Raw genomic sequence first — 24,345 nt, forward strand, 5'->3', positions numbered from 1 at the left:
TCAGTTCACCTGGCGCGCCATACCCTCCCAATGCGGCTTGCGCAGGTCACGTTTGAGCACCTTGCCCGTCGGTGACGTCGGCAGCACCTCGACGAACTCCCAGCCTGTCGGGATCTTGAAGTCGGCAATGCGCGAAGCGCAATGAGCACGCAGCTCGTCAGCGTCCGGTGCAGAGCCGGATCGAGCTACGACGACCGCGTGCACCCGCTCCCCGACGTCACCGTCGGGCACCGCGATCACAGCGCACGCAGCGACGTCGGGATGGGCGGCGAGGGTGTTCTCGACCTCGACCGAATGCACGTTGTCGCCGTTCACGACGATCGTGTCCTTCACCCGATCGACAACGTAGACATATCCGGACTCGTCGAGGTAACCGACGTCGCCGGTGTGCGCCCATCCGTGTCGCAGCACCTCGGCAGTCGCGTCGGGGTCGTTCCAGTAGCCGAGCATCGTGCCGGGGCCGCGCAGCAGGATCTCGCCGAGAGCGCCCGTTGGCACATCGACGTCGTCGGAGTCGACGACCCGCAGCTCGGTGTGGATGGCCGCGCGGCCGGCGGATCGCAGCTGCGGTCCGGGCCGGTGGTCGCCGGGTGTCAGGAACGTACCCGACATCGTCTCGGACATGCCGTAGAGCTGCCCGAAGTCCGCGTTCGGGAATGCCTTTTCGGAGCGCTCCAAAAGCGTCTCCGGCATAGGCGATCCCCCGTAGAACAAGAACCGCATACTGCTCAGGTCGCGCCAGGCGGCGTCCGGATGGTCTACGACCTGCTGCAGCATCGGTGGTACGAGCAGCACCGCGGTCACCTGGTGCTCGTCGATCGACTGGAGCACCGCGGCCGGGTCGAAGCGCGGTAGCGGCACCAGCGTGTTGCCGTACTGGGACTGCGCGAGGCACGAACCCACACCCGATGAATGCGAGATCGGCGTGACCTGCAGCTGTCTCGTACCCGGGCTCACGTAACCGGGGAGGCCTCCGCCGAACGCCAGAATGATGCTCATCATCGAGCTGGTGCTGTGCATCACGGTCTTGGGTAGACCAGTTGTGCCTCCGGTGTGCACGAGCACGGCAAGGTCGTCCCCGGCGCGCCGCGCATCGGAGACCGGTTCCGAACTCGCGATGAGTTCCTCGTATGACGCCATGCCCGCGGGAGTCGGCCCGTCTCCCATGTGGATGACCGACCGCAGACCCGGATATCCCTCCTTGATCTGCGGTATGTATCCCGCGAAGGCGTCGTCGACCAGGAGGATGTCGGTATCGGCGTCGGCAAGCATCGGCGCCATCTCGAACGGCGCGCGCACGATGTCGACCACGTCGATGACGCCGTCGGCCCACGGGATCGCGAGCACCGCCTCCGCGAAACGATCGGAGTTCAGGCCGAGCACACCAACACGTGCGCCGTCGCGTACGCCCAGCTCACGCAGTGCCCCGGCGAGCCGAGCAACCCGATCGGCCTGTTCGGCGAACGTGCGCTTGCGATCACCGAAGATGGTGGCGATGCCGTCGGGTTGCAGCTGCAGCGCCCGGTGCAGGCCATGCGTCCAGTTGATCTCGTGGCGAGTCGTCATGGGCATCACGATGACTCCGCGCGCTGTCAATGCGCTGCCAGGTCACTGCCAACGGCTACATCGGATCGGGTACGTGCGCCAACTTGTCCGGGTTTCGGATGACATCGATCGAGGCGATCCGGCCGGCATCGAAGCTGAACGCCAGCACGGAGACACCGCCCGTGCGCTCGCGGATGATGAGACCGGGTGCACCGTTGACGTCGGTCGGCACCATCTGCAGCTCGCCGAAAGCGTTCGCTTGCGCCAGCATCATCGGTGCGATGCGCTCCGCCTGGCGTACCTCTTCCTGAAGCGCCTGGACCTTGCCACCACCGTCGCCGCGCAGGACGACGTCAGGGTCGAGCACGGCGATGAGACCCGGAAGATCGCCCCGATCGCACGCAGCAGCGAACGCCTCCACCAGCGCCCGCTGCTCGGCGTCGCTCGGCGGTGCCACTGGTTGCCCGGCTTCGACGCGTCGGCGGGCTCGGGATGCGAGCTGGCGTACGGCCGCGGGGGTGCGGCCGACGATCTCGGCGACCTCGGGGAACGGCACGGCAAACACGTCGTGCAGTACGAAGGCCGTACGCTCCGCAGGCGAAAGCTGCTCGAGCACGACGAGCAACGCCATACTGACCGATTCATCCAGCGTGATCCGGTCCGCAGGGTCTTGCGACGTGTCCTGCACGAGTGGCTCCGGCAACCAGGTGCCGACGTACTGCTCGCGCCGAACGCGTGCGCTACCGAGCGCGTCCAGCGCCAGCCGGCTGACGGTGGTCGTCAACCAGGCGGCGAGATCCCGTACCCCGTCTGGATCGGCGATACCGCGCAACCGCAACCAGGCCTCCTGGACACAGTCCTCCGCCTCCGCGAGCGACCCCGTCATCGTGTACGCGATGCGCAGTAGCCGTGGCCGGTTTACCTCGAATGCCTCGGCGAGCGCCTGCTCGGTCTCTCGTACGTCCCGTTTGTTGTCTCCCATGCAGTGATGACTAGGCGGGTCGCCGATTTGTGACATCGGCCCGCAATGAGCCGCCGCAATGTCACACCCCCGGCAGCTGCGTCGTCACCAGGCCACCAACGCCCTGCCGACGCCGGGGTGCCCGACGACTGCTGGGGGAAAGCTCATGACACTCACCGAGACAGACCGAGACAAGAACACCAGACCGCCAGTACGAGGAGGCGTGTTCGTCCGCATCGGCGGCTTTGCCTACCGCCGCAAATGGATCGCTTTGATCCTCTGGGTTGCCGTTCTCGCCGGGGTCTGGGGCGCGGCGACGGCGGCGGGCGACGCGTACAGCAATGACAACTCCCTACCGGGAACCGAATCGCAGGCGGCGGCAGACCTGCTGGATGCGCACGGCGCCGGGCATGCCGCAGACACCCTCGAGATCGTCGTGCACGACGAGGACGGGCTGGACGGCGTACAAGAACGCATCGAACCCATGCTCCAGGAGGTCGCGGACCTCCCGAACGTCGACAGCGTCCAGAGCCTGTACGACAATCCGGCCGCCATCGCGGACGACGGCACGATCGGGTTCGCGACCGTGACACTCGAGGTGCCATCCGAGGACATGCCGCTCGAGGACACCGAACGCATCCTCGATACCGCGCAGGAGATCGACGGCGACGGCCTGCAGGTGGAGCTCGGCGGAGATGCATCCCGGCTATTGGCTGAGGGCAGCACCAGTGCCGCGGAAGGCGTGGGAATCATTGCCGCGCTGGTGATCCTCGTCTTGATGTTCGGCACGTTCATCGCCGCCGGTCTGCCGATCGCGATCGCCCTTTTCGCCGTCGGATCGACGGTCGGCATCATCATCCTGGCGTCACACATCTTCACCATCGCGTCCTGGACGCCACCGGTCATGTTCCTGGTCGGCCTCGGCGTCGGCATCGACTACGCATTACTGATCTTTGCCCGTTACCGCAGCGAGCTCGTACGCGGTGAGGACTCCGAACGCGCCGCGATCACCGCTATGGATGCCGCCGGTCGTTCGGTCTTCTTTGCCGGTTGCACAGTGATCCTGGCGCTGCTCGGCCTCACCGCGCTCGGGCTCGGCGCGATCCAGGGCATGGCACTGTCGGTCGCGCTCACGGTACTGATGACGATGGTGGCCGCGCTGACGCTACTCCCCGCGCTGATGGGCATTTTCGGTAATCGTTTCGCCCGGCAGTTCGCGAAGCGGGCGGAGAAGCGCAAAGCCAAGAACAAGGGTGCGGACGGCGACGGCTGGCGGCGTCTCGCAACCACAGTGCAGAAGCGCCCGCTGGCCGCACTCATCGCGGCGGCGATAGTCCTCGGCGCACTCGCCTTCCCCGCGCTGAGTATCCGCCTCGGCTTCAATGATGCGGGCAACGATCCGGCAGACAGCACCAGCCGGCAGGCGTACGACCTGCTCTCCGACGGGTTCGGGCCCGGTTTCAACGGTCCGTTGCTCGTCGCCACCGACGGTGGCGACGGCAGCGCCGACGAGGCGGCGACCGCTGCGGCGCAGGCGCTGGGCGAGACCGACGGCGTCGCAGCCGCAGCGGACCCGATGCCGACACCGGACGGCGAAGCCGCGACGGTCATGGTCTTCCCCGAATCATCCCCACAGGACGAACAGACCCAGGATCTCGTCGGCACGTTGCGCGACGACGTCCTGCCGGAAGTGTCAGCCGACACCGGTGCGGAGTACCTCGTCGGCGGCGCCACCGCCGCGTCGGAGGACTACGCAGGCAAGCTCGGCGAACGAATGCCGCTGTTCATGGCGATCGTCGTTGGACTCTCCGTCATCCTGCTGATGGCGGTGTTCCGGTCGGTCCTCATTCCGCTGAAGGCTGCGATCCTGAACCTGCTCAGCATCGGCGCCGCGCTCGGCGCGATGAAACTGGTCTTCCAGGACGGGATGCTCGGATTCGAAGGCGGACCGATCGAGGCGTACGTACCGGTGATGATCTTCGCCATCGTCTTCGGGCTCTCCATGGACTATGAGATCTTCCTGATCTCCCGGATGCACGAGGAATGGACGAACGACAAGAGCCACGATCCCTCGCACGCGGTACGTGAGGGCCTCGCCCACACGGGCGCGGTGATCACCGCGGCGGGGTCGATCATGGTCGTGATCTTCGCGGCCTTCGTCCTCAGCGACCAACGGCTACTGCAGCAGACGGGCTTCGCCTTCGCAGTCGCGATCTTCGTCGACGCAGTGATCATTCGATGTCTAGTCGTCCCCGCGGCGATGGAGCTGATGGGTCGCCGCGCCTGGTGGCTACCGGCGCCGCTCGCCCGGGTGTTGCCGAAGGTGGAGCTGGAGCGACACTGACTCCGGCTCCGACCGGGCCTCAGGACGGATCGTCGAGCACCTCACGAAGCTTCCGCGCGAATGCCTCGGGCTGGCCGGCGTAGCCGAACTCGCCGTCCATGAAACCGCCGTGGTGGCTCGGGAACACAACCGCCTGTCGCCCGAGAAGCTCAGCGGTGGCCACCGTCGTACGCCCGGTCAACGCCGCACCCGACTCCTCAGCGACGCCGACCACGATCCTGGTCGGCGTCGCGAGGAGCGCTTCGGTGTCGAGACGTTGATCAGAAACCGCCCACGAACGCTCAGAGAGCAACGGATCATCGCGAGTTCCATCGTCATCGGTCGGTAACCCGAATGCCGCAGGATCCGGTTGCTCTTGCCCGAAGAAGGCGTCGGTGAACTCACCCTGCCAGGACGTCATGGCCGTGAACGCCGCCATGCCCGCACCCCAGCCGCCGCTTTCGTACGCGTCACGTACGTCGCGCCTCGCACGATGTGCGGCGTCGGCATCCTCGAGCAGTGAGATCAGCGGGGGTTCGTGCGCAACGAGCATGGTCACATCGTCGGGGTACTGCGCGACGAGCACCAGCGCAGTCACCGCACCGCCGCTGCTGGCGAACAGCTCGACGGGCCCGGCGTCGAGCGCTTCGATCAACGCATGCACATCGGCTGCCTGAGTCTGCGGCACCTGGTCCAGCCGGCCGTCCTTGCGAATGCTGCGACCGAGACCGCGCGGGTCGTACCTCACCACCGTGCGGTCCGGGAACTGCGCGGCCAATGCGCTGAAACCACCGGAGTCCATCGGCTGGGCGATCATCAGCAGCGGCGGGCGACCATCCGCTGTCGGCAAGGGTCCGTCGACGTCGTAGACGAGGTCGACTCCGGGCAGCTCGAGAGTATGTGTGGTCATGCCTCGTACGACGATTCGAACGCCCGAAACTCATCGGTACCCCACTGGCAGAGGAAACGGGATGGCGCTGGTCATAGGTCTAGGCATTAGGCTCACGTGCCATGTGGTTCGGGGTGCTGGGTTCATTCGAGGCCCAAGACGATGCTGGCGTGCCCTTGACCATCCCTGCGCCGAAGCAGAAGCGGCTGCTCGCTGTGCTGCTCGCGAGCGGCACAGAATGGGTGACGACCGACCGGTTGATAGACGTGCTCTGGTCGGGCGAGCCGCCGCGGTCCGCGCGGTCGAACCTGCATGTGTACGTCTATCGGCTGCGCGGCGTACTCGGCGAGGATCGAATCGAACACCGCGACGGCGGATACCGCCTCGCCGTTGATCCGGAGGAGACCGACGCTGGCCGCTTCGAGCTGCTTGCCGCGTCGGGGTCGTACCACGAAGCGTTGGCGCTCTGGCGGGGTGAGCCCTACGTCGGCGTAACGGATATGGAGGTCGTACGCGAGGAGGCGGCGCGACTCGACGAGCTGCGTTTGAACACCCTCGAGGCACGTATCGACGACGACCTACGCCACGGGCTACACACGGAGCTGGTCGCCGAGCTCACCAACATCGTCACGCAGCACCCACTTCGCGAGCGCTTCTCCGGCCAGCTGATGCTCGCGTTGTATCGCGCCGGGCGCGCGTCCCATGCGCTCGAGGTGTACAGCTCCCTTCGTACGCAGCTGGTCGAGGAGCTCGGTACGGAGCCGGGGAAACCGCTACGTGAGCTCCAGCAGGCGATCCTCGCCGAGGACCCCGAGCTCGAGGGCACGCCGAAACCCAATGCTCCGACACACACCGTCCCGGCCGAGCTGCCGCCGGCAATCGGCAGCTTCTCGGGCCGCAACAACGAGCTCGAACGCGTCGGAGCGATGCTGACGGACGCACGCGAACCCTCGGTGCCAGTCGTCGCAATCGCCGGCCCCGGCGGTATCGGCAAGTCGGCGCTCGCCGTACAAGCCGCACACACGGTCGCGGATGCCTTTCCCGACGGCCAGCTCTACGTGAACCTCCAGGGCGCCACCCCCGGTATGCGCCCGTTGCAGTCGCGCGAGGTCCTGGAGCGCCTGCTTCGCTCGCTCGGTGACGCCGACTTCGACGCACCGCGTGACGTCGACGAGGCATCCGCACGGTTGCGTACCCTCACCGCCGACCGGAAGATCCTGGTCGTACTCGACGACGTCGTCGACAGCGCCCAGGTACGCCCGCTGCTGCCGGGTGGCAAGGGTTGTGGGGTTCTGGTGACGAGCCGCAGCGTATTGGCCTCGCTCGACGGCGCCGTGACCCACCAGCTCGACGCGCTCGACGACGCTGAGGCTACCGACCTGCTCGGCAGGGTCATGGGCGTCGACCGGCTCCACGCCGAGCCCGAGGCCGCCCAGGAGCTCGCCGCGTTGTGCGACCGGTTGCCGCTCGCATTGTGCATCGCGGGCGCGAAGCTGAACCGGCGGCCGAACTGGCCGATCGCCGAACTCGTCCGCCGCCTCGCCGACGAGCAGCGCCGGCTCGACGAACTCGAGCTCCCAGACCGGGCCGTACGCGCGTCGTTCACCGTCAGCATCACCGATGTCGGACCCGATGCGGCACGGATGTTCCGGCTGCTCGGACTGCTCGCCGGCCCTGATTTCGGCGTACCGGTGGCGGCGGCGCTTGCAGAGGTCGCCGATGTCGAAGCCGAACGACTCCTCGACGAGCTCGTCGATGCCCAGCTCGCCGATTCCCGTACGCCGGGCAGGTTTCGGCTGCACGACCTGCTCCGGCTGTTCGCGCGCGATCAGGCGTACGCCGTGGAGTCGGAAAGCGACCGCGAAGGAGCAGTGCGCCGGACCCTGCACTGCTACCTCGCTACCGCGCGTACAGCCGAGCTGATCCAGACTCCGGACACCTGGCGCGACCGCTTTCTGCCCGATGAACTCGCGCACGAGGGGCAGCGCCTCCAGAACGAGGCCGAGATCGGTGCTTGGCTGTCGGCCGAGCTACCGAACCTGTTGGCGTCCGCGCGCCAGGGCTCCACACTTCCGACCGACGGCAACCGTCTCGCGGCGGCCTTCGCGGTCATGCTGTTCACGCCGATGAACACCCGCGGCCGATGGTACGAGCTGCGGGAGCTGATCGAGCTGGGTCTCGAGGCGCTGGGTGACAACCCGCTCACCGACCATCATGCGCTGCTCCTCAACGACCTCGGATGGATCAACGCACTGGTCGGCGACCCGGGCCAAGCCCCGGCGCATCTGGATCGAGCGCTCGCACATTGGCGCGCCACCGGAAACCGCCGGGGCGAGGCGACGACCCTGCGCGTACTCGCCCGTTCGTTCGGCGAGCGCGGCCGCGCCGAGGACGCCATTGACCACGCCCGAGCGGCACTGGCGCTCTTCAACGAGCTGGGCGTCCAGCACGGTCAGGTCGACTGCCTCATCACGATCGGGTTGCAGGCCGCGAGGCTGGAACGCTTCGACGAGGCCATCACGGCGCATATCGACGGCATCAAGATCGCCGAGGACATCGGCGACCGATGGCTTCAGGGCGTACTCCACGGCAACGTCGCAGACCTGTACCGGCGGTCCGGCGATCGCCACCTCGCCATCACCGAGTTCGAGAAGGCGCTGCACCTGGATCACACGTCGGGCAACGCCGAGACCTACTTCGAGGCCGAGCATCTCTGGGGCCTCGGTCGAGCACTGCATGAGGTCGGCGACACCGACAGCGCCCGCCGCTGCTGGGACCGGTCAGCACGCATCTTGCGCGGACTCCGCCTGATCGGCACGGACGAGCTCACGGCGCTGCTCACGACACCGCACCCGGAAACGCCCGAGGTCATCGCCCGCCAGATCTGAGCGATGGACGTTATAGAGCGCGTATAGCGACATCGCGAATGCTGTGGCAATGGATCGCGAACACATTCTCGGTACTTCGACCGATCTCCGCGCGGAGCGCCGCGCCCTCGTACAGAAGCTTTTCGACCCGGTCTCGACTCTCTTGCTCGGTGAAGCCGGTGTGCGATCGGGCTGGCGTTGCCTCGAACTCGGCGCGGCCGGCGGCTCGATCACGCGCTGGTTTGCCGACAGAAGCGGGCCGGCCGGACGCGTCGTCGCCGTCGACCTCGAACCGAACCATCTTGCCGCCCCGCCCGGTGTCGAGGTTCACCGTCACGACATCGGCACCGGCCTTCCGGTGGACAGCGCGTTCGACATCATCCATGCGAGCAACGTGCTAGGTCAGCTGCCCCGACGAGAGCATGTCTTCGACTCTCTGGTCACCACATTGGCGCCCGGCGGTTGGCTGCTGCTCGGCGATATCAGCGGACAGCCGCTGCGAGTGCTTTCGGCGCCGAGCGCCGACGACGCAGACCTGAGCGATCGGGTCGTACGCGCATGCCGGCGAGCAACGACGGAGACGACTGGCGTCTCCTGGGACTGGGCACAGCGGGTCGAGCGGCACATGGCTGCCGCTCAACTCGTCGATATCCGCGGGTTCGAGTACGCCCCGATGCTCGTCGGCTCGGGGGCCGTTGCTGCGCTGGCCGACACCTACGTACGCAGCGTCGAGCCGGCGATCGCCCGGCACGGCATCTCGCCGGATGAGCTCGAGCGTTTCCACTCGCTCATGCATGACCCGAGCTTCCGTGCTTGGCCGTTCTTCCGGCTGGTGCTCACCGTTGGGCGTAAGGCCTGCTGAGATGTCGTGGCCTCGCGGTTGTCGGGCCGGCGGCCTATCGTCGCGTACGTGGCCGTTCATGAGCTCACCCGTAGGCAGGCGCGGCGGATCGCGGTGCGTGCTCAGCTACTCGACGCAGAGCGACCGGCCGACCTCATCGACGTCGTACGTCGGCTGTCGCTGCTGCAGCTGGACCAGACGGCCGCGGTAGCACCGAACGCCGACCTCGTGGCGTGGAGCCGTCTCGGGTCTTCGTACGCCCCCGCCGAGCTGCAGCGACTGCTCGCCGACGGCACCTTCGTCGAGTTCCGAGGTCGCGTACGCCTCGGCGAGGACCTCGCGCTGTATCGCGCGGAGATGGCGGCCTGGCCGGGCAGCGGAGACGTCGCGGAGTACCTGCTGGCTCAGCGCGACTGGATCGAAGACAACGCCGCATGTCGCCAAGACATCATCGCGCGGCTCGAGTTGTCGGGGCCGCTCACGTCGCGCGAGCTGCCCGACAGCTGTGTCGTCCCGTGGCGCTCGTCCGGCTGGAACAACAACCGAAATGTCGTCCGAATGCTCGACCTGATGGAGCAACGCGGAGAAGTCGCGGTAGCCGGGCATCGAGGTCGCGATCGGTTGTGGGACGTACCGGCCCGCGTTCATCTCGACGATTCGGTCGTACCGATCGACGAAGCGCAGCACCTGCGTGCGGTACGCCGGCTTCGCTCTCTCGGGATCGCGCGACCGAAGGGGCCTGAGTTCCCCGTCGAACCGAACGACGTCGGTCAGGTCGGTGAACTCGCCGTGGTCGAAGGCGTACGCGGTACGTGGCGAGTCGACCCGAGCCAACTCGACAGACCGTTCTCGGGACGCACCGCGTTACTGTCGCCACTCGACCGGCTTGTATTCGACCGGAAGCGGATGGCCGACATCTTCGACTTCGACTACCAGCTGGAGATGTACAAACCCGCGGCGAAACGTCGCTGGGGCTACTTCGCGTTGCCGATCCTGTATCGCGACCGACTCGTCGGCAAGGTCGACGCGACCGCCGACCGCAAGGGCGGTGTTCTCCGGGTCGACGCCGTGCACCGCGACGTGGAGTTCAGCAAGACGATGGCTTCCGCCGTCGACGCCGAGATCCACGATCTGGCCGAATGGTTGCAACTCGACCTCGATCTGCCCGCCTGACCCCGTCACCATTCGAGCCTGGTTCACTTTGAACATGGCCCGACCGCTCACCTTGATCACCGGCGGCACCCGCGGCATCGGCGCTGCGACTGCCTTGCACCTCGCCGAAGCCGGACACGATCTCGTACTCGGTTATGTCCGCGACCACTCCGCCGCCAACGACGTTGCCGCGCGAGTACGCGACGTCGGTGTCGACTGCCTCACGGTGAGTGCCGACCTCGTTGCCGCTGACGGCATCGACACGCTGTTCGCGAAGGCCGCCGATGCCGGAGTGCTCACCGGCGTGGTCAACAACGCCGGCGCGACGCTGTACATCGGCCCGCTCGCGGATACCCCTCCCGACATCGTGCGTCGCACGGTGGACCTGAACCTCACGTCCGCGCTGCTCGTCGCTCGTGCAGGCGTACGCGCGATGTCGACCGCGTACGGCGGCCAGGGCGGTGTGCTCGTCAACGTCTCCTCGGGCGCGGCCACTATCGGCTCGCCGGGCGAGTATGTGCAGTACGCAGCCGCCAAAGCCGGCGTCGATGCGATGACTCTCGGCCTCGCCCAGGAGGTCGCCGCCGACGGTGTACGTGTCGTCGGCGTGGCGCCGGGCATCGTACGCACCGACATCCACGCCGATGCCGGCGAACCGGACCGCATAGCCCGCGTCGGTCCGAAGGTGCCGCTCGGCCGCGCCGGTGAGCCGGGCGAGATCGCCGAGGCGATCGGCTGGCTGCTCAGCGACGCTGCTTCGTACGTCACAGGTACGACGCTGCGAGTAGCCGGCGGCCGCTGACCACTGCCCCGTGGGCTTGTTCAGTCGACTGGAGACGACAGCCAGTTGCCCTCCAGCATCACTGTTCGGCCTTGGAACTCGTGGAACCCGTTCCATACCTGGACGCGCCGAGGAAGTAGGCGTAGGTACACATAACCCGACAACCGTCGTGGGTCATGGGAGACAGCGGCGAAGCGGTCGGCCACATCGATGGCAACGTCGCGGACGGTCACGAGGCCGCCGAGCGTGACGTCGACCATCACCACATCGGAGGTGGTTCCCAGTGCAATCCGTGCCTTCCCGGTCTCGTTCAAGTTCCGGACGGTCTTGCTGCCCTCGCCCGTTGCCGTGACGACCGAGTCCCCATCGATCACGAAAGCGACCGGAATCAGATGCGGACCGGCACTTCCCGCCGTCGACAGCCACATCTGGTACTCGTGCTCCAAACGGTCCTGTGCGGCGGCAATGCGTTCGCGATGGGTCCGCGGATCCAGTGACTCGCGCTGCGTACTCGTGTCGTTACCCGTAAGCATTGACTTACGCTAAGTTGATCGGGACTGGTAAGTCACTACTTACCACTTGCGTCACCACTCAGCACGGCCTTCGGTCCGCGTCGGGGGTTCCGTCAGTCCAGCGTGAGATCGTTTCGCCATGACGGATGTGACCCTGTTCCACAACCCCCGATGCTCGACCTCCCGACATGCGTACGACGAGCTCGCAGACGCAGACGTCGAGGTCGTCGAATACCTCAAGACACCGCTCGACCGCACCCAACTACTCGCCCTGATCGACAAACTCGAGGACCCGCCGGCCGATCTGGTGCGCAAGGACGCATACTTCAAGAAACAGGGCCTCGACACAGACGACTACACCTCCCCGAACGCGGTCGCCGACCTCCTCGTCGAACACCCGCGACTGATGGAGCGTCCGGTGATCGTACGTGGCGAGCGTGCGATCATCGGGCGGCCGAAGCATCGCGTTACGGAGTTCATGTCTTCGTAGGTTCGCTTCGCTTGCTTCCTTCATCGTTTTCCGTTCGCTGCGGTTCTCTTCTTTGGCGGCGACGACGCAGGTACGCGCCGGTGGCCGCTTTCCCGCGACCATCCCCGCTACTTCGGTTGCCACCTTCGCCGTTTCGGCGGTGCTTTGGCTCGCACCTTTGGTCCTGATTCCCCTTTAAAACAAGGCGATTCGACACTCTCAACTCTTGTTCATCGAACACACTTACGATACAATAGGTTCCATGTTCGAGCCGCAGACCTACACCCGCCTCCACGAGCAGGCGCGGCAGGCTGCGGACGCTTCCGAGCTCATTGGCCTCGCGACCGATGAGCAGCTGTGCCAGTCGTTGCGTGACCTGCAAGCGGCGTTGGATTTGCTCGACGGGGTACGCGCCTCCCTGTTCGCGCAGCTGAAAGAGTCTGAGGCCCACAAGTCCGACGGTGCGTCCACGGTCGCTGGGTGGGCTCGCCAAGAGTTGCGCATGGGATTGGGTGAGTCGCGGCGGCACACCAAAGCCGGACAGACCCTCAAGACGTTGCCGAAAGTCGCCGACGCGCTACGGGCCGGGACGATCCGGGCGGCGCATGTCGACGAGTTCACCGTCGGTGTCACCAAGGTCGGCGCCGACATCATGACCGACCTGCAAGACGTCCTCCTCCCGATCGCCAAAACATGTGAGCCCCGGGATCTGCGGGTCGCGATCAACGAGCTCAACGACATCGTGAACTGTGAAGAACGCGATAAGGCGTACCAGCGAGGCATGAACAAACGCGACATCCGGGTCGACAAATGTGGTGACGGGTACTACGTGTCCGGGATGCTCGACCCCGTCACCGGCGCAAAGTTCGCCCGATGGGCCAAAACCGTGTCAATGCCTGAGTACGACGGCGACGACCGCGCACCGTCCGACCGGAGGGTCGACGGACTCGGACGGATGCTCGACGACCAAAGCACCCCACCCCCGCCCGAACAGCAGCCCTCAGACGAACAACCCGAGCAGGAGCCGTCGAAACCGCGCCGCCGTGCCGACACCACCCTGCTCGTCCTCGCCGACCTCGAAACCCTCCTGCGCCTCCCCGGCGCCCGTCCGGCCACCCTCGTCGGGTTCGGACCCATCGGCCCCCAACTGCTGGGCTACCTGACCTGCGGCGCCGACACGTCAGGCATCCTCACCCACGGCACAACGAACGGCCCGACACCGCAGGCCAACGTCCTCAACGTCGGCCGCACCAGCCGCCTCGCCACCGCCGCACAACGCAAAGCGATCACCGCCCGCCAAGACGGCATCTGCGCCAACCCCGGCTGCGGCTCCACCTTCCTGGAGTTCCACCACGTCAACTGGTGGAACCGCGACGGCGGGCGTACGGACCTGTCGAATTTGGTCGGGATCTGCGGCGGCTGCCACCAACTCGTCCACCAAAACCGGCTGATCATCCGGCACGACGGGTCCGGCGGCTTCACCTTCCACCGCTCCACCGGCGCCGTCATCGACGACCACACCCGGATCACGAAACAACGCGTCCGCGACCTCATCGCCAACATCCGCCACGCGGCTGCTGAAACCGGCGACGAGAGACGACGGCCACCCGACCGACAACACCAGCGGCACCGACGGCACGGCCGACTCCACGACCTCCCCGGCCGCACCTACACGATCACCCACCTCAACCTCTGCGACCTCACCCCACCCCGCACCTGACAGCGCCGCAGCCCGCCGCCAGCGGGCTCATCGGCATGCGCGGACGCTTTATATGAGTCGACTCAACTTTTGGAATAGAACCCACTCAACTCTGGTTGTACGAGGTGACGGGCAAACAGCCCGAACTCACGAACTAGGAGTACAACCATGAACACATTGGCACTGCGCGCCAGGCGGGATCCGTTCGCCGAGTTCGACGCGCTCGTCCGCAACGCCTTCGGTCCGACGAACGTCCGTACGACCGGTTTCTCACCGGCAGCCGAGGTCAGTCGCGACGGCGACGACGCGATCGTACGAGTCGAGCTACCCGGCGTCGACGTCGAGAACGACGTCACGGTCGAGGTCGACGATGGGCGTCTGGTCGTACGCGGTGAGCGTCGCGACGAGCGCACCGAGGAGAGCGACGGCCGTAGCCTCCGCGAGATCAGCTACGGAGAGTTCCGTCGATCATTCACCCTGCCGAAGCACATCGACTCCGAGGCGATCTCCGCCTCGTATGACGCCGGTGTGCTGAGTGTCCGTGTCACCGACGCGTACGCGACCAAGCAGGCCGCGCGCATCGCGATCGCCAACGGCGCACCCGCAGTCGAGGCGCCGGCAGACGAGAGCTGACGCCCAACAGAACGCAACGGCCCGGCCTCCCGCAGGAGGCCGGGCCGTTCGCGCGCTAGTCGCCGAGGTCGAGCTCGCCCATCCTCGACCAGCCGTCGCCGGGCATGTCGACGTTGATGATGTCCGGCGTACGGGCCAGCATCGGGCGCATCGTGTCGAGTCCGGCCTGGAAATGCGGATTGGACACATGCTGCGCGCCGGCATCGCCGTCGGCGAACGCCTCGATGAGGATGAACTGGTCGGGGTCGTCGACACTGCGCGACCAGTCGAACCAGAGGTTGCCTGGCTCGGCCCGGGTCGCCTCGGTGAAGTCTCTGACCCGATCGAGCCACTCGTCGCGATGCTCGGGCTTGACGGTGAACTTGACGACGATGAAGATCATGCTTCCTCCGCGTTCTTGTGGATCGGTCAGCCCACGCTCAGGGCGCGGTTCGCGACGAGGGCTCCATGGCGCACCGCACGCTCGAGATCCCAACGCCGCTTGGCGAACAACCCGAGCGGAATGGAGATTGCCACGGTCGCGACAACCTCTCCGGCCGGCGTACGCACGGGTGCTGCCATGCAGGCGATACCGTCTTGGAACTCACCGATCTCGAGTGCGATACCCGACTCGCGTACGTGGTCGAGGTGTCGCTCGAGCGTCCGGAGATCCGTGATCGTCCTGGTGGTGCAGGCCCGCAGGCTGAAGCGCCGGAGGTAGTCGGATCGCTGCTCGGCGTCCATCGCCGCGAGCATCACCTTGCCGAATGCCGTTGCGTGGCTGGCCTCATGAAAGCCGACGTCGAGTGCCTGTACGCGCGGGCGTTGCGCCGAGTCGACCACGTGCGCAAGCACCACATCGGTCTCCCGGTAAACCGCATAGTACGCGGCCGCGTCGGCCTGAACGTGCAGATGGGCGATGGCATCGCGGATCGCCTTGGGCACCTCGAGCTGATTGGTCAGGCCCCGCTCGAGCACGCGTACCTGATAGCCGATCCCGAAGCGCGCGTTGTTCGCGAGATGCACCAAGTAGCCGCTCTCCACGAGCGTGGCCAGCAGGTGGTACGTGGACGGAAGTGCGATATCGAGGTGGGCCGCGATCTCCTTGGCCGAGGCGCCGTCGCGACGTGCCGCCACGAACTCCAGCGCACGAAACGCGCGGGCGACCGACTTCACCGTACCGGCAACGGGCGCGGACTCCTCCCGCGGCGGGGACTGCGGCAAAGGCACCGAGACGTCCTGCGCGACCACCGACATCATCCCCGCTCCCGACTTGCCCTACCCCGAGTTCGCTCCCCCGCCGTACCTTACCGCCAACAGTCCTCGGCACAGGCCTGCGTTGCCCTCCATGCTGATGCGCGTCGTACGCGCGAACTGCAGGCGACCCGGAATGTCTTCGTCCTCGATCGGCTCACCGTCGTCGTGTACGAGCAGCGGCGCGGTGGGTCCGGACGGCAACCCGAGCTCAGCGCGGCGACGTAGCAGACGCTCGGCGTCCGGCCCGGGCTCCGCATCAGACAGCGTCGCGGTCGCCAGCGACTCAGGCACTCGACCGGCCCGAATCATGGCGGCCGCAACGCGTTCCTGGCAAGCCGAATGCGCTTTGCGCAGGAACGTCAGCCGGAGCTCCGAGAGCTCGTTGTCGGCAAGACCCGGGAACGTGCCGGCAAAGCCCTTCGACGCTGCAACGCCCTGATTGATCTCATCGGCGGCGAAATGATCGAGGAGGCGAACGCATACGGACCGTACGCCGGGCACCGTCCAGGCAGCGTCGTAGCTGTCGGACACCATCAGGTACGCGAAGTTCGGTGCACAGAAGTACGTGGGCAGGCGGAGCTCGATCGTGACAGCGGAGCCATCGGCTGAGATCGACTGGACGAACCCGAGCTCGGTGATCGCCTCGTCGAGCTCCGGGTCGCGTACCGAGCCGAGCGCGGCGTACACCCTGTCCTCGGTCAGGTTCGGGAACATCTCAAACCCCCGCCGTGGTCGTCTCGGGCAGCCGAAGGTGAGCGGGTACGTCGATGTCGTACAGCGCGGCGGCGTTCAGCCCGAGAATCTTCTTCTTCGCCTCGATCGTCAGTGGCGCGTACTCATCGAGGTCGGCGGGGATCTCGAAATCCACGAACCGCTCGACCAGCCACTGCGGCGTCCAGATGGCGTAGTCGCTGGAGAACGTCATGCGATCCTCGCCGATCCAGTACATGAGCTCGCCGATGATCTGAGCGAAGTACCTCGGCCGCGAGTGGATGAACGGCATCGCAAAGGCGAGACCGCCGTACACGTTGGGTTCCTGCGTCGCGATCCAGCAGAAGTCCTCCAGCCGCGGGAGGCCGACGTGCTCGACGATGAACCGCAACCCGGGAAACTCCGAGGCGGCGTCGTCGACATCGGCGACATCGAAGGCGTCCCGGTTCAACGGATAGGCGGTCGGGCCCTTGTGTACATGGATGTTGCGGATTCCGAGCTCGAGACACTTCTCCAGGAAGCGGTACGCCCACGGGTCGCTGAGCTTCCAACCCTTGGAGGCGCCCTTCCACTCGGCTGTGTACAGCTTGACACCCTGTAGCTGCCAGCGCTCCGCGAGCCGGGAAAGCCGCTCGAGGCCGTCCTCACCGTCGCGCGGATCCCAAGCACCATTGACGATGAACTTATCCGGGTGCTTCTCCGCCAGCGCACCGCATCGCTCGGTCGTGTTGAAGCCGTTGACGTAGAAGTCGTTGAGATACGTCGGCTGGAAGATCGCCTTGTCGACATAACCGTTGGTGAACAGGTCGTCGAGGATCCGCTGCTCACTCTGCAGCTGGAAGTCGTCGACACTCCAGAGCTGATCCTGCGGGCTGAGGTTACGGTGATAGTCGTAGAAGCAGTTGATGAAACCTTCGCCGTAGCGGTTGGCCTGATTGGCCGGCGTGGCGTCCCACGCGTGCACGTGGCTGTCGACGATGAAGTAGGACTCCCCGTTCTTGGTGTACATGTGATCCTTACCGAGTCAGGATGGCGTGGCAGCGTACGACAAACCCCGACGGTCGCTCCCAGCGGCAAGGGTTGACTGATTGTGACCCTGCGCGCGCGGAGGGATGAACCAGCGTTATCGCAATCCGATAAGTGGGGTGGGTCTACTTATGCCCGCGACCTTGCAGCGGCCCCTCAGTGACGAGCAGGACAACCGTCGAACTCGCATCGATCTCGAGGTCGTCGCGACGCGCAGACGTGCCGAGCGCGGCCGTCGTACCCGCTAGCGACGCCGCTCCGCTCGGTCCCGCGGCCACGCCGGCGGCGGCAAGCTCATCGATCGCCACGGCGGTCTCGTCGTCTCCGATCGCGATTGCCGCGTCGAGGCCGTCGCGCAGCACCGGCCAGGCGAGGCTGGACAGCGTGCCGCAGTTGAGGCCCGCCATGCTCGTCGAAGCGGTCTCAACCGTCACCGGCGCGCCAGCACCCAGGCTCTCGACTGTGCACGGCGCGGCGTCGGGCTCCACCGACAGCACCGATGGCGATCTGCCGCCGCTGCGGTAGTGGCGCACAACGGCCTGCGCAAGCGAGCCAACTCCAACCGGCACCGCGACCAGGTCGGGTCCGGGGACTCCGTCGGAACCGAGCTGCGCGTCGATCTCCTCGAGCAGAGTCTCGTAGCCTTCGACGATCCATCCCGGCACCCGCTCGTACCCGGGCCATGCGGTGTCTTGGATCAGCAGGCACTCGGGCGACTCCGCGGCCGACGCGGCCCTCGCGACCGTGTCGTCGTACGCGGCGTCGAGCACCTCGACGTCGGCCCCTTCACCACGGATGGCAGCCACCACGACCGGGTCGACGCCCTTCGGGACGAAGACTCGAGCGCTGAGACCAGACCGCTTCGCCATCCGCGCGACGGCATGGCCGTGGTTGCCGTCGGTAGCGGTGACCAGCGTGGACACGTCGCTCGGAGCCTCATCGAGCGCACGGTGAATCGCGTACGAAGCGCCGAGTACCTTGAACGCCGGTAGCCCCAGCCTGGACGCCTCGTGCTTGACGTACGCGTGACCCACTCCGAGTCGGTCGGCGATCTGCGGCACCTCGACAAGCGGCGTCGGCGCGTACCCCGCGAGCCCTCGATGGAAGACTCCCGCCCGACCGTCGACCGGCGTACAAGACCACTGCCTGGCCGTGGGACGGGAGTACCAGTGCGTCGCGCTCATGCTCAGAGAGGGTAGTCGCGACCGCCGACCTCAGTCATCGTGTAGCCAGTGCAGCAGATCGGGAGCTGCCAGCTCCGCGACGCGTCGCTCGTAGCGCTCGAACTCGGTCGGGCTGAGCACCTCGCGCCCCGCACCGGGCCTGCCCCGCCGGAAGAACGCGGACTCGTCCTTGAGCACGCCGGGCAGGGTCGGAACAGACGCGGTCGATGCCGCGCGCATCTGCTCGAAGGTCGCAGCCTTCACCAGCTCCGGCCACCGGTCTGCGGCAACGGAGATGCCCAGCTCGGTTGCCAATGACCGCATCTGCCCGTCGAGATCGTGTACGAGGTCGGCGTACCGGAGCAGAGCGATATTGGCGTCCGCACGTCGAGCCCAGGCATCGGACAGATGCCACATCACGCCCGGAAGCGAGTCCATCTGGTCGCGCGGGTCTGCCTGCGACTCGACCCAGGAGAGCAACCAGTCGTGCAGCTCCGGTCGCTCGCGGCGCGGCCCGGCCGGTACGCCGGTCAGCTCCGCGATGCGTTCACGGTCGAGGTTGTTGCCCTGGTGGTACAACGAAACAGCCATGTCCAGCGGATGCCGCGCGACGACGAGGTACGTCGCACGGTCGTCGATCGGTATGCCGTCGAGTGGCGTATGCGTCTTGATGATCCGTCGATGCGGTTGGCGCTCCAGCCGCTCGACCAGCTCGTCGCGGGGCGTGACCAACCAGTCGAACCACGGAGACAGCGTTGCGAGGGGTTCGGGTAAAGCAGGCGTCTGGTGGACGAGCAAGGCACAGATCATCTGCGCCCACGTCGTACCGCTCTTGGACCGCGTGCTGATCACGATGTCGCCCTCGCGGAACGGGAAGTCGTGCCACCGGGCGCTGTCTTCCTCTGGTGAGCGATAGCGGACCGGTTCAGACGTCACGGCCGCGGATCTGTTGCCAACATCGACATAACGCTCGCGTCGACCCATTCGTCGTCGAAGCGGAGCGCGTCGCGCAAGGTGCCCTCGTGGACGAACCCGACCTTCTCGTACGCGCGGCGTGCGCGTGGGTTGAACGCGTAGACCTCGAGTGCGATGCGATGAAGACCCAGCTCGTCGAACCCGTACGCGACGATCAGTTTGCCCGCCTCGGTGCCGAGACCGCGGTCGCGCCCGTTCTCACCGAACAGCGTCCGGAAGTTGCAGGAGGCCGACCCCTCGTCGTACCCGTTGAGCACGACCTCCCCCACGCACTCGCCGCTGGCGTTGTCGACGACGGCGAGATCGAGTCGGTCGGCCTGCTCGTTGCGGCTCGAGTACCAGTCGCGCAACTCGTCGTCGACCACCGGTACGCCGTTGCCCAGCTCTGCTGTCGAGTTGTAGCTTCCGGTGAGCCGACCGACTTCGGGCTCGGCGATGATCGCGGCCATCACGGAAACGTCGCTCGCGTCGAACGGGCGTAACGTGACGAGGTCTCCGTGAAGGGTTGGTTTCGTCGAGAACGGTGTAGGCATGTCCTGCAGACTTCCAGAATGCCGTTTCGTGCTGCAAACGGTTTTGAGCACGAGGTCGACCTCCTCAGCAGCGTTAGGCGTCCCAAGCCCCGGTCGCCGCGGCCGCCTTCGCGTACTCACCGAAGTCGCGTGCCGAACGTCCGAGCGCCTGCTCGACCCCGTCGGTCACCGATGCGTTGCGTCCGTCGAGCACCGTTGAGAACAGGTAGCCGAGCAACGACTGGACCTCGGCTGGCACCTCCATTGCCGACATCGCATCCGCGTACTCCTGTGCGCTGACCGCACGGAACCGGAGCTCTCGCCCGGACGCCTCCGAGACCTCATGCACGGCTTCGGCGAAGGTCAGCAAGCGTGGGCCGGTCAGTTCGTACAGCTTGTTCTGATGGCCGTCCTCGGTCAGCGCGCGTACTGCGGCCTCGGCGATGTCGTCGATGTCGATGAAGGGCTCACGTACGCCTCCGACCGGCAGCGACAGCTCGCCGGTGGCCATCAGTTCGTCGCGCCAGAACCCTTCGCTGAAGTTCTGGGCAAAGAAGCTGGATCGCAGTACGGTCCATTCGAGCCCGGAGTCCTGTACGACGCGTTCGCAGGCAACGGCTTCCTCCTCACCGCGACCGGACAACAGCACGAGATGCTCGACACCCGCATCGGCCGCGGTCTTGACGAACGCCGCCATGTCCTCGACCGAGCCCGGTACGGCGAGGTCGGGTGCGTACGAGATGTACGCCGCGCGGACGCCGCGTACGGCCCCCGGCCAGGTCGCTCGATCCTGCCAGTCGAATGCCGGCGTGCTCTTGCGAGAGCCGATCCGGGTGGGTACGCCGAGCTCGTCTAGCCGTTGTGCGACGCGGCTGCCGGTCTTGCCGGTGCCGCCGACGACGAGTACTGGTTGACTGAAGTTTTTCGTGGTTTCGTTCATGCCACTGAGTCAACCGTCGGACGCCGCGACTCTCCATGTCTCAGAACCGCAGCCACATATGCAAGCGTCTACGCGGGATCAGGGTCGCCGAAGCCTGGATGCCCGCCCTCGGCGAGCTGCTCATGTTGGGCGATCTTGGTGAGAATGCGGATGAGCGCCTGGTGTTCCGACTCGCTCAGGCTCTCGGTCATCGCTTCCTCGTGCTCGCGCGAGACCGTCATCAGCTTGGACAGCATGGTCTTGCCGCGACGCGTCAGGTGCAGTGCGTTGGCCCGTCGGTCGTCCGGTCGCGCCCGACGCTCGATCAACCCGCGGCTCTCGAGCCCGTCGATCACGGCGACGATCCGGCTCGGGGGTACGTCGAGGGCAGGACCGAGAGAGCGTTGCGTACGCCCCGGCTCGGAGGCAACCATGCGGAGCACGACCATCTCGCGCGCGTCGACCCCGAGCGGCTTCAGCCGCGCCTGCCAGAGCTTCGACGACTGGGTGCCGACGGCCGACAGCAGGTACGCGGCCCGCGGCTTCCACAGTTGCTGATCATCGTCACCCTGACTCGCCACGCCGGCCTACCTCCGAATCAGACTGTGTTACAGATTCGAACTATCCCAACGAAAAACTGGTCTCGCGGAGATCGTTGCAGTTCGCACCACTCTAACTGCCGCCCGGTTCCGATCGTTGCCGGATACGCTGATCGACATGGACGCGATCTCCGGCCTGCTCGACGGGCCACGTGCGCGCGGTGCGTTTGTGCTGCGCTCATCAATGCGACCGCCGTGGTCGTTGCGGATCCAAGATGAAGCGCCGCTGACCGTGGTCGCTGCCGTACGCGGCGAGGCCTGCATCGTCCGGCACGATCTCGTCACCTGGCTCGACGCGGGCGACGTCGCCGTCATCTGCGGGCCCGAGCCCTACGAGGTCGCCGACAAACCCTCGACGCCCCCGCAGGTGGTCATCCAACCCGGGCAGCTGTGCACGACCGTCGACGGTGTCGAGGTCAGCGACATGGCAGAGATGGGCGTACGCACGTGGGGCAATGCCGAGGACGGCGAGACGGTCCTGCTGACCGGCACGTACCAGCTGCAGAGCGAGATCAGTGCCCGGTTGTTGTCGACGTTGCCCGAACTCGTGCACCTTCCGGCGGCCGACCTCGATACTCCGCTGATCGCATACCTCGCTCAGGAAACGGTCAAGGACGCACCTGGTCAGGAGGCACTGCTCGACCGGCTGCTCGACCTGCTGCTCATCGCGGCGCTGCGTGCCTGGTTCTCGAGGCCGGGTGCCGAGGCTCCCGGGTGGTATCGCGCGCACGGTGACCCCGTCGTCGGCCCGGCGCTGCAGCTACTGCACAACAGCCCGGACAAACAGTGGACGGTCGAGTCGATCGCGAGGGCTGCGGGTGTGTCGCGCGCGGCACTCTCTCGGCGGTTCACAGCGCTCGTCGGCGAACCCCCGATGACGTTCCTCACCAACTGGCGACTCACGCTCGCGGCAGACCTCCTACGCGAGCCCGACACCACCGTCGAGGCGGTCGCCCGCAAGGTCGGTTACAGCAGCGCGTTCGCACTGAGCACGGCGTTCAAACGCGTGTACGGAGTCAGTCCGCGCGAGCACCGCGAGCGGGCGTACGTCGGCAGCTGACGTTCGAGAGTCGACAAGCGCGCTATTCCGGGTAGGGCGCCGTAGAGTCCACACCACACCGCCGCTGCCGCTCCACCGGGATCTCGTGCTCATTCGGTCCGCGTCGTACGAGAGCCGCAGCGGTGATCGCGCCGGCAACGAGCAGACCCGCGCAGATCAGCATGGCCGTGGTGAACCCGTCGTCGACGATCTGCGGATCGGCGTAGCCGCCGCCGACGATCCCGACCAGCGACGGTAGGGCCGCCACCGCGAGCAACTGGCCGGTACGCGCTATCGCGTTGTTGATGCCCGAGGCGAGACCGGCCTGGCTGGACGGCGCCGCGGACAGGACCGCGGTCGTGAGCGGCGCCACCATGATCGACAGCCCGAGGCCGAACACGAGGACACCGGGCAGCACATCGGCGACGTACGACGAGTCGGCGTCGATTCGCAGCATCAGGAGCAGTCCACAGGCTCCGACGAGTGGGCCGACGGTCATGGGGATCCGCGGTCCGATGCGTTCGCCGAGCGCGCCGGCGTACGGGGAGAGCAGCAGCATCAGCAGGGTGATCGGAAGGCTGGCGGCGCCGGCGGCGAGCGGCGAATAGTCGACGACAACCTGTAGGAACAGCACGAACAGGAAGAACGTACCGCCGAGCGCCGCGTACACGACGAGGGTGACGAGGTTCGACGCTGCGAAGACTCGGTTCGAGAACAACGTCAGCGGCATCAGCGGATCCGTTGCACGGCTCTGCCACCACACGAACACCAGCATCACGACGAGTCCGACGACCGTGACCGACAGGGTCGCCGCGATCAGCCCGTACGTGAGTGCCGCGAGGCCGACGGCACCGAGGACCACGCCAGCCAAGTCGATGCCGTCCGCGGCAGACTCGTCGCGCGACTCCGGTACGTGCCGCAGTGCGACCCATACGATCACCACTGCGATGGGCACGTTGATCAGGAACACAGCCCGCCAGCTGACTGCATCGACGAGCCAGCCGCCGAAGATCGGCCCGGCGGCAGAGGCGACGCCGCCGATACCCGACCAAGCACCGATCGCCTTCCCTCGGTCACGTTCGTCGATCGAGGCGGATATCAGGGCAAGACTTCCGGGTGTGAGCAGTGCACCCCCGACACCTTGAAGTACGCGCGCAGCAACAAGCAGTTCGACGTTCGGCGCCAGACCGCACAGCGCCGACGCGGCAGCGAACCACACCACCCCCACGACGAAGATCCGCCGGCGGCCCCAACGGTCACCGAGGGCGCCGCCGAGCAGGATCAGCGAGGCGAGGGCGAGCGTGTATCCGTTGAGCGTCCATTGCAGTCCGCCGACGCCTGCGTCCAGATCAGCACCCAGCCGTGGCAGCGCGACGTTGACCACCGTCGCATCGAGCATCGCGATACTCGAGCCGAGAATCGTCGCGGCGAGCAGCCAACGGCCGGTGGGGGTTGCCATCCGGACCGGAGTCGCCACGGACATCGGTCGCCTC

23 protein-coding genes are annotated in these 24,345 nt (G+C 66.5%); 9 read left to right on the forward strand and 14 right to left on the reverse strand.

The genetic code is table 11. The annotated features are described in order from the left end of the window. Positions 1 to 1,566 (reverse strand): AMP-binding protein, encoded by a 1,566-nt coding sequence (locus tag MU582_17360; GenBank protein ID UPK74187.1) that lies wholly within the window; start codon positions 1,564 to 1,566, stop codon positions 1 to 3. 55 nt (positions 1,567 to 1,621) lie between these two features. Beyond that, positions 1,622 to 2,527, reverse strand: coding sequence for an RNA polymerase sigma factor SigJ (gene sigJ / locus MU582_17365; GenBank protein ID UPK74188.1), 906 nt, complete (start codon positions 2,525 to 2,527; stop codon positions 1,622 to 1,624). A 145-nt stretch (positions 2,528 to 2,672) separates the two neighbouring features. Here sigJ and MU582_17370 point away from each other — a divergent pair, with 145 nt between their 5' ends. Continuing rightward, entirely contained in the window at positions 2,673 to 4,850 is a 2,178-nt protein-coding gene (locus MU582_17370; GenBank protein ID UPK74189.1) for an MMPL family transporter, read from the forward strand. A gap of 19 nt (positions 4,851 to 4,869) precedes the next feature. On the opposite strand, the gene MU582_17375 is transcribed toward MU582_17370, so the two are convergent. Next, on the reverse strand, positions 4,870 to 5,739 hold the full coding sequence (locus MU582_17375; GenBank protein ID UPK74190.1) for an alpha/beta hydrolase: 870 nt from the start codon (positions 5,737 to 5,739) through the stop codon (positions 4,870 to 4,872). A gap of 149 nt (positions 5,740 to 5,888) precedes the next feature. Between MU582_17375 and MU582_17380 the strand changes: the two genes are divergently transcribed. The 4 genes from MU582_17380 to MU582_17395 are packed head-to-tail and all read left to right on the forward strand — an operon-like array spanning position 5,889 to position 11,380. Then, positions 5,889 to 8,606 (forward strand): NB-ARC domain-containing protein, encoded by a 2,718-nt coding sequence (locus MU582_17380; GenBank protein ID UPK74191.1) that lies wholly within the window; start codon positions 5,889 to 5,891, stop codon positions 8,604 to 8,606. A 49-nt stretch (positions 8,607 to 8,655) separates the two neighbouring features. Further along, entirely contained in the window at positions 8,656 to 9,447 is a 792-nt protein-coding gene (locus tag MU582_17385) for a methyltransferase domain-containing protein (protein UPK74192.1), read from the forward strand. 48 nt (positions 9,448 to 9,495) lie between these two features. Then, positions 9,496 to 10,599 carry a winged helix DNA-binding domain-containing protein gene (locus MU582_17390; GenBank protein ID UPK74193.1) on the forward strand — a complete coding sequence of 368 codons (1,104 nt, stop codon included), beginning with the start codon at positions 9,496 to 9,498 and terminating at the stop codon, positions 10,597 to 10,599. A 34-nt stretch (positions 10,600 to 10,633) separates the two neighbouring features. Continuing rightward, positions 10,634 to 11,380, forward strand: coding sequence for an SDR family oxidoreductase (locus MU582_17395; protein ID UPK74194.1), 747 nt, complete (start codon positions 10,634 to 10,636; stop codon positions 11,378 to 11,380). A 20-nt stretch (positions 11,381 to 11,400) separates the two neighbouring features. Here MU582_17395 and MU582_17400 read toward each other — a convergent pair whose 3' ends face one another. Beyond that, entirely contained in the window at positions 11,401 to 11,892 is a 492-nt protein-coding gene (locus MU582_17400; GenBank protein ID UPK74195.1) for a pyridoxamine 5'-phosphate oxidase family protein, read from the reverse strand. 118 nt (positions 11,893 to 12,010) lie between these two features. On the opposite strand from MU582_17400, the gene MU582_17405 reads away from it, so the two are divergent. From MU582_17405 to MU582_17415, 3 genes are all read left to right on the forward strand, one after another. Next, complete coding sequence (locus MU582_17405; GenBank protein ID UPK74196.1) at positions 12,011 to 12,361, forward strand: arsenate reductase; 351 nt, start codon at positions 12,011 to 12,013, stop codon at positions 12,359 to 12,361. A 241-nt stretch (positions 12,362 to 12,602) separates the two neighbouring features. Next, positions 12,603 to 14,060, forward strand: a complete 1,458-nt coding sequence (locus tag MU582_17410; protein UPK74197.1) for an HNH endonuclease — start codon at positions 12,603 to 12,605, stop codon at positions 14,058 to 14,060. 147 nt (positions 14,061 to 14,207) lie between these two features. After that, on the forward strand, positions 14,208 to 14,672 hold the full coding sequence (locus MU582_17415) for an Hsp20/alpha crystallin family protein (protein ID UPK74198.1): 465 nt from the start codon (positions 14,208 to 14,210) through the stop codon (positions 14,670 to 14,672). Between the two features lie 55 nt (positions 14,673 to 14,727). Here MU582_17415 and MU582_17420 read toward each other — a convergent pair whose 3' ends face one another. From MU582_17420 to MU582_17460, 9 genes are all read right to left on the reverse strand, one after another. Continuing rightward, the gene (locus MU582_17420; GenBank protein UPK74199.1) at positions 14,728 to 15,054 is read right to left on the reverse strand and encodes an antibiotic biosynthesis monooxygenase; all 327 of its coding nucleotides are present in this window, start codon (positions 15,052 to 15,054) and stop codon (positions 14,728 to 14,730) included. 26 nt (positions 15,055 to 15,080) lie between these two features. Next, the gene (locus MU582_17425) at positions 15,081 to 15,911 is read right to left on the reverse strand and encodes an IclR family transcriptional regulator (GenBank protein ID UPK74200.1); all 831 of its coding nucleotides are present in this window, start codon (positions 15,909 to 15,911) and stop codon (positions 15,081 to 15,083) included. 18 nt (positions 15,912 to 15,929) lie between these two features. Beyond that, the gene (locus MU582_17430; protein UPK74201.1) at positions 15,930 to 16,622 is read right to left on the reverse strand and encodes an iron-sulfur cluster assembly protein; all 693 of its coding nucleotides are present in this window, start codon (positions 16,620 to 16,622) and stop codon (positions 15,930 to 15,932) included. A gap of 1 nt (position 16,623) precedes the next feature. Further along, the gene (locus MU582_17435) at positions 16,624 to 17,628 is read right to left on the reverse strand and encodes an amidohydrolase (protein ID UPK74202.1); all 1,005 of its coding nucleotides are present in this window, start codon (positions 17,626 to 17,628) and stop codon (positions 16,624 to 16,626) included. Between the two features lie 142 nt (positions 17,629 to 17,770). Next, positions 17,771 to 18,829, reverse strand: a complete 1,059-nt coding sequence (locus MU582_17440) for a pyridoxal-phosphate dependent enzyme (protein UPK74203.1) — start codon at positions 18,827 to 18,829, stop codon at positions 17,771 to 17,773. Positions 18,830 to 18,859: 30 nt separating this feature from the next. Continuing rightward, positions 18,860 to 19,744 (reverse strand): sulfotransferase domain-containing protein, encoded by an 885-nt coding sequence (locus MU582_17445; GenBank protein UPK74204.1) that lies wholly within the window; start codon positions 19,742 to 19,744, stop codon positions 18,860 to 18,862. Next, positions 19,741 to 20,316 (reverse strand): GNAT family N-acetyltransferase, encoded by a 576-nt coding sequence (locus tag MU582_17450; GenBank protein ID UPK74205.1) that lies wholly within the window; start codon positions 20,314 to 20,316, stop codon positions 19,741 to 19,743. The genes MU582_17445 and MU582_17450 overlap by 4 nt, the downstream gene beginning before the upstream one ends. 73 nt (positions 20,317 to 20,389) lie before the next feature. Further along, on the reverse strand, positions 20,390 to 21,235 hold the full coding sequence (locus MU582_17455; GenBank protein ID UPK74206.1) for an NmrA family transcriptional regulator: 846 nt from the start codon (positions 21,233 to 21,235) through the stop codon (positions 20,390 to 20,392). Positions 21,236 to 21,303: 68 nt separating this feature from the next. After that, entirely contained in the window at positions 21,304 to 21,795 is a 492-nt protein-coding gene (locus MU582_17460) for a MarR family winged helix-turn-helix transcriptional regulator (protein UPK74207.1), read from the reverse strand. A gap of 136 nt (positions 21,796 to 21,931) precedes the next feature. Here MU582_17460 and MU582_17465 point away from each other — a divergent pair, with 136 nt between their 5' ends. Continuing rightward, a complete protein-coding gene (locus MU582_17465) occupies positions 21,932 to 22,873 on the forward strand; it encodes an AraC family transcriptional regulator (protein ID UPK74208.1) in 942 nt (313 codons plus the stop codon). 22 nt (positions 22,874 to 22,895) lie between these two features. Here MU582_17465 and MU582_17470 read toward each other — a convergent pair whose 3' ends face one another. After that, positions 22,896 to 24,335, reverse strand: a complete 1,440-nt coding sequence (locus MU582_17470; protein ID UPK74209.1) for an MFS transporter — start codon at positions 24,333 to 24,335, stop codon at positions 22,896 to 22,898. Positions 24,336 to 24,345 lie beyond the last annotated feature (10 nt).

The organism is Nocardioidaceae bacterium SCSIO 66511 (assembly GCA_023100825.1).
In the GTDB taxonomy this organism is placed as follows: Bacteria; Actinomycetota; Actinomycetes; order Propionibacteriales; family Nocardioidaceae; genus Solicola.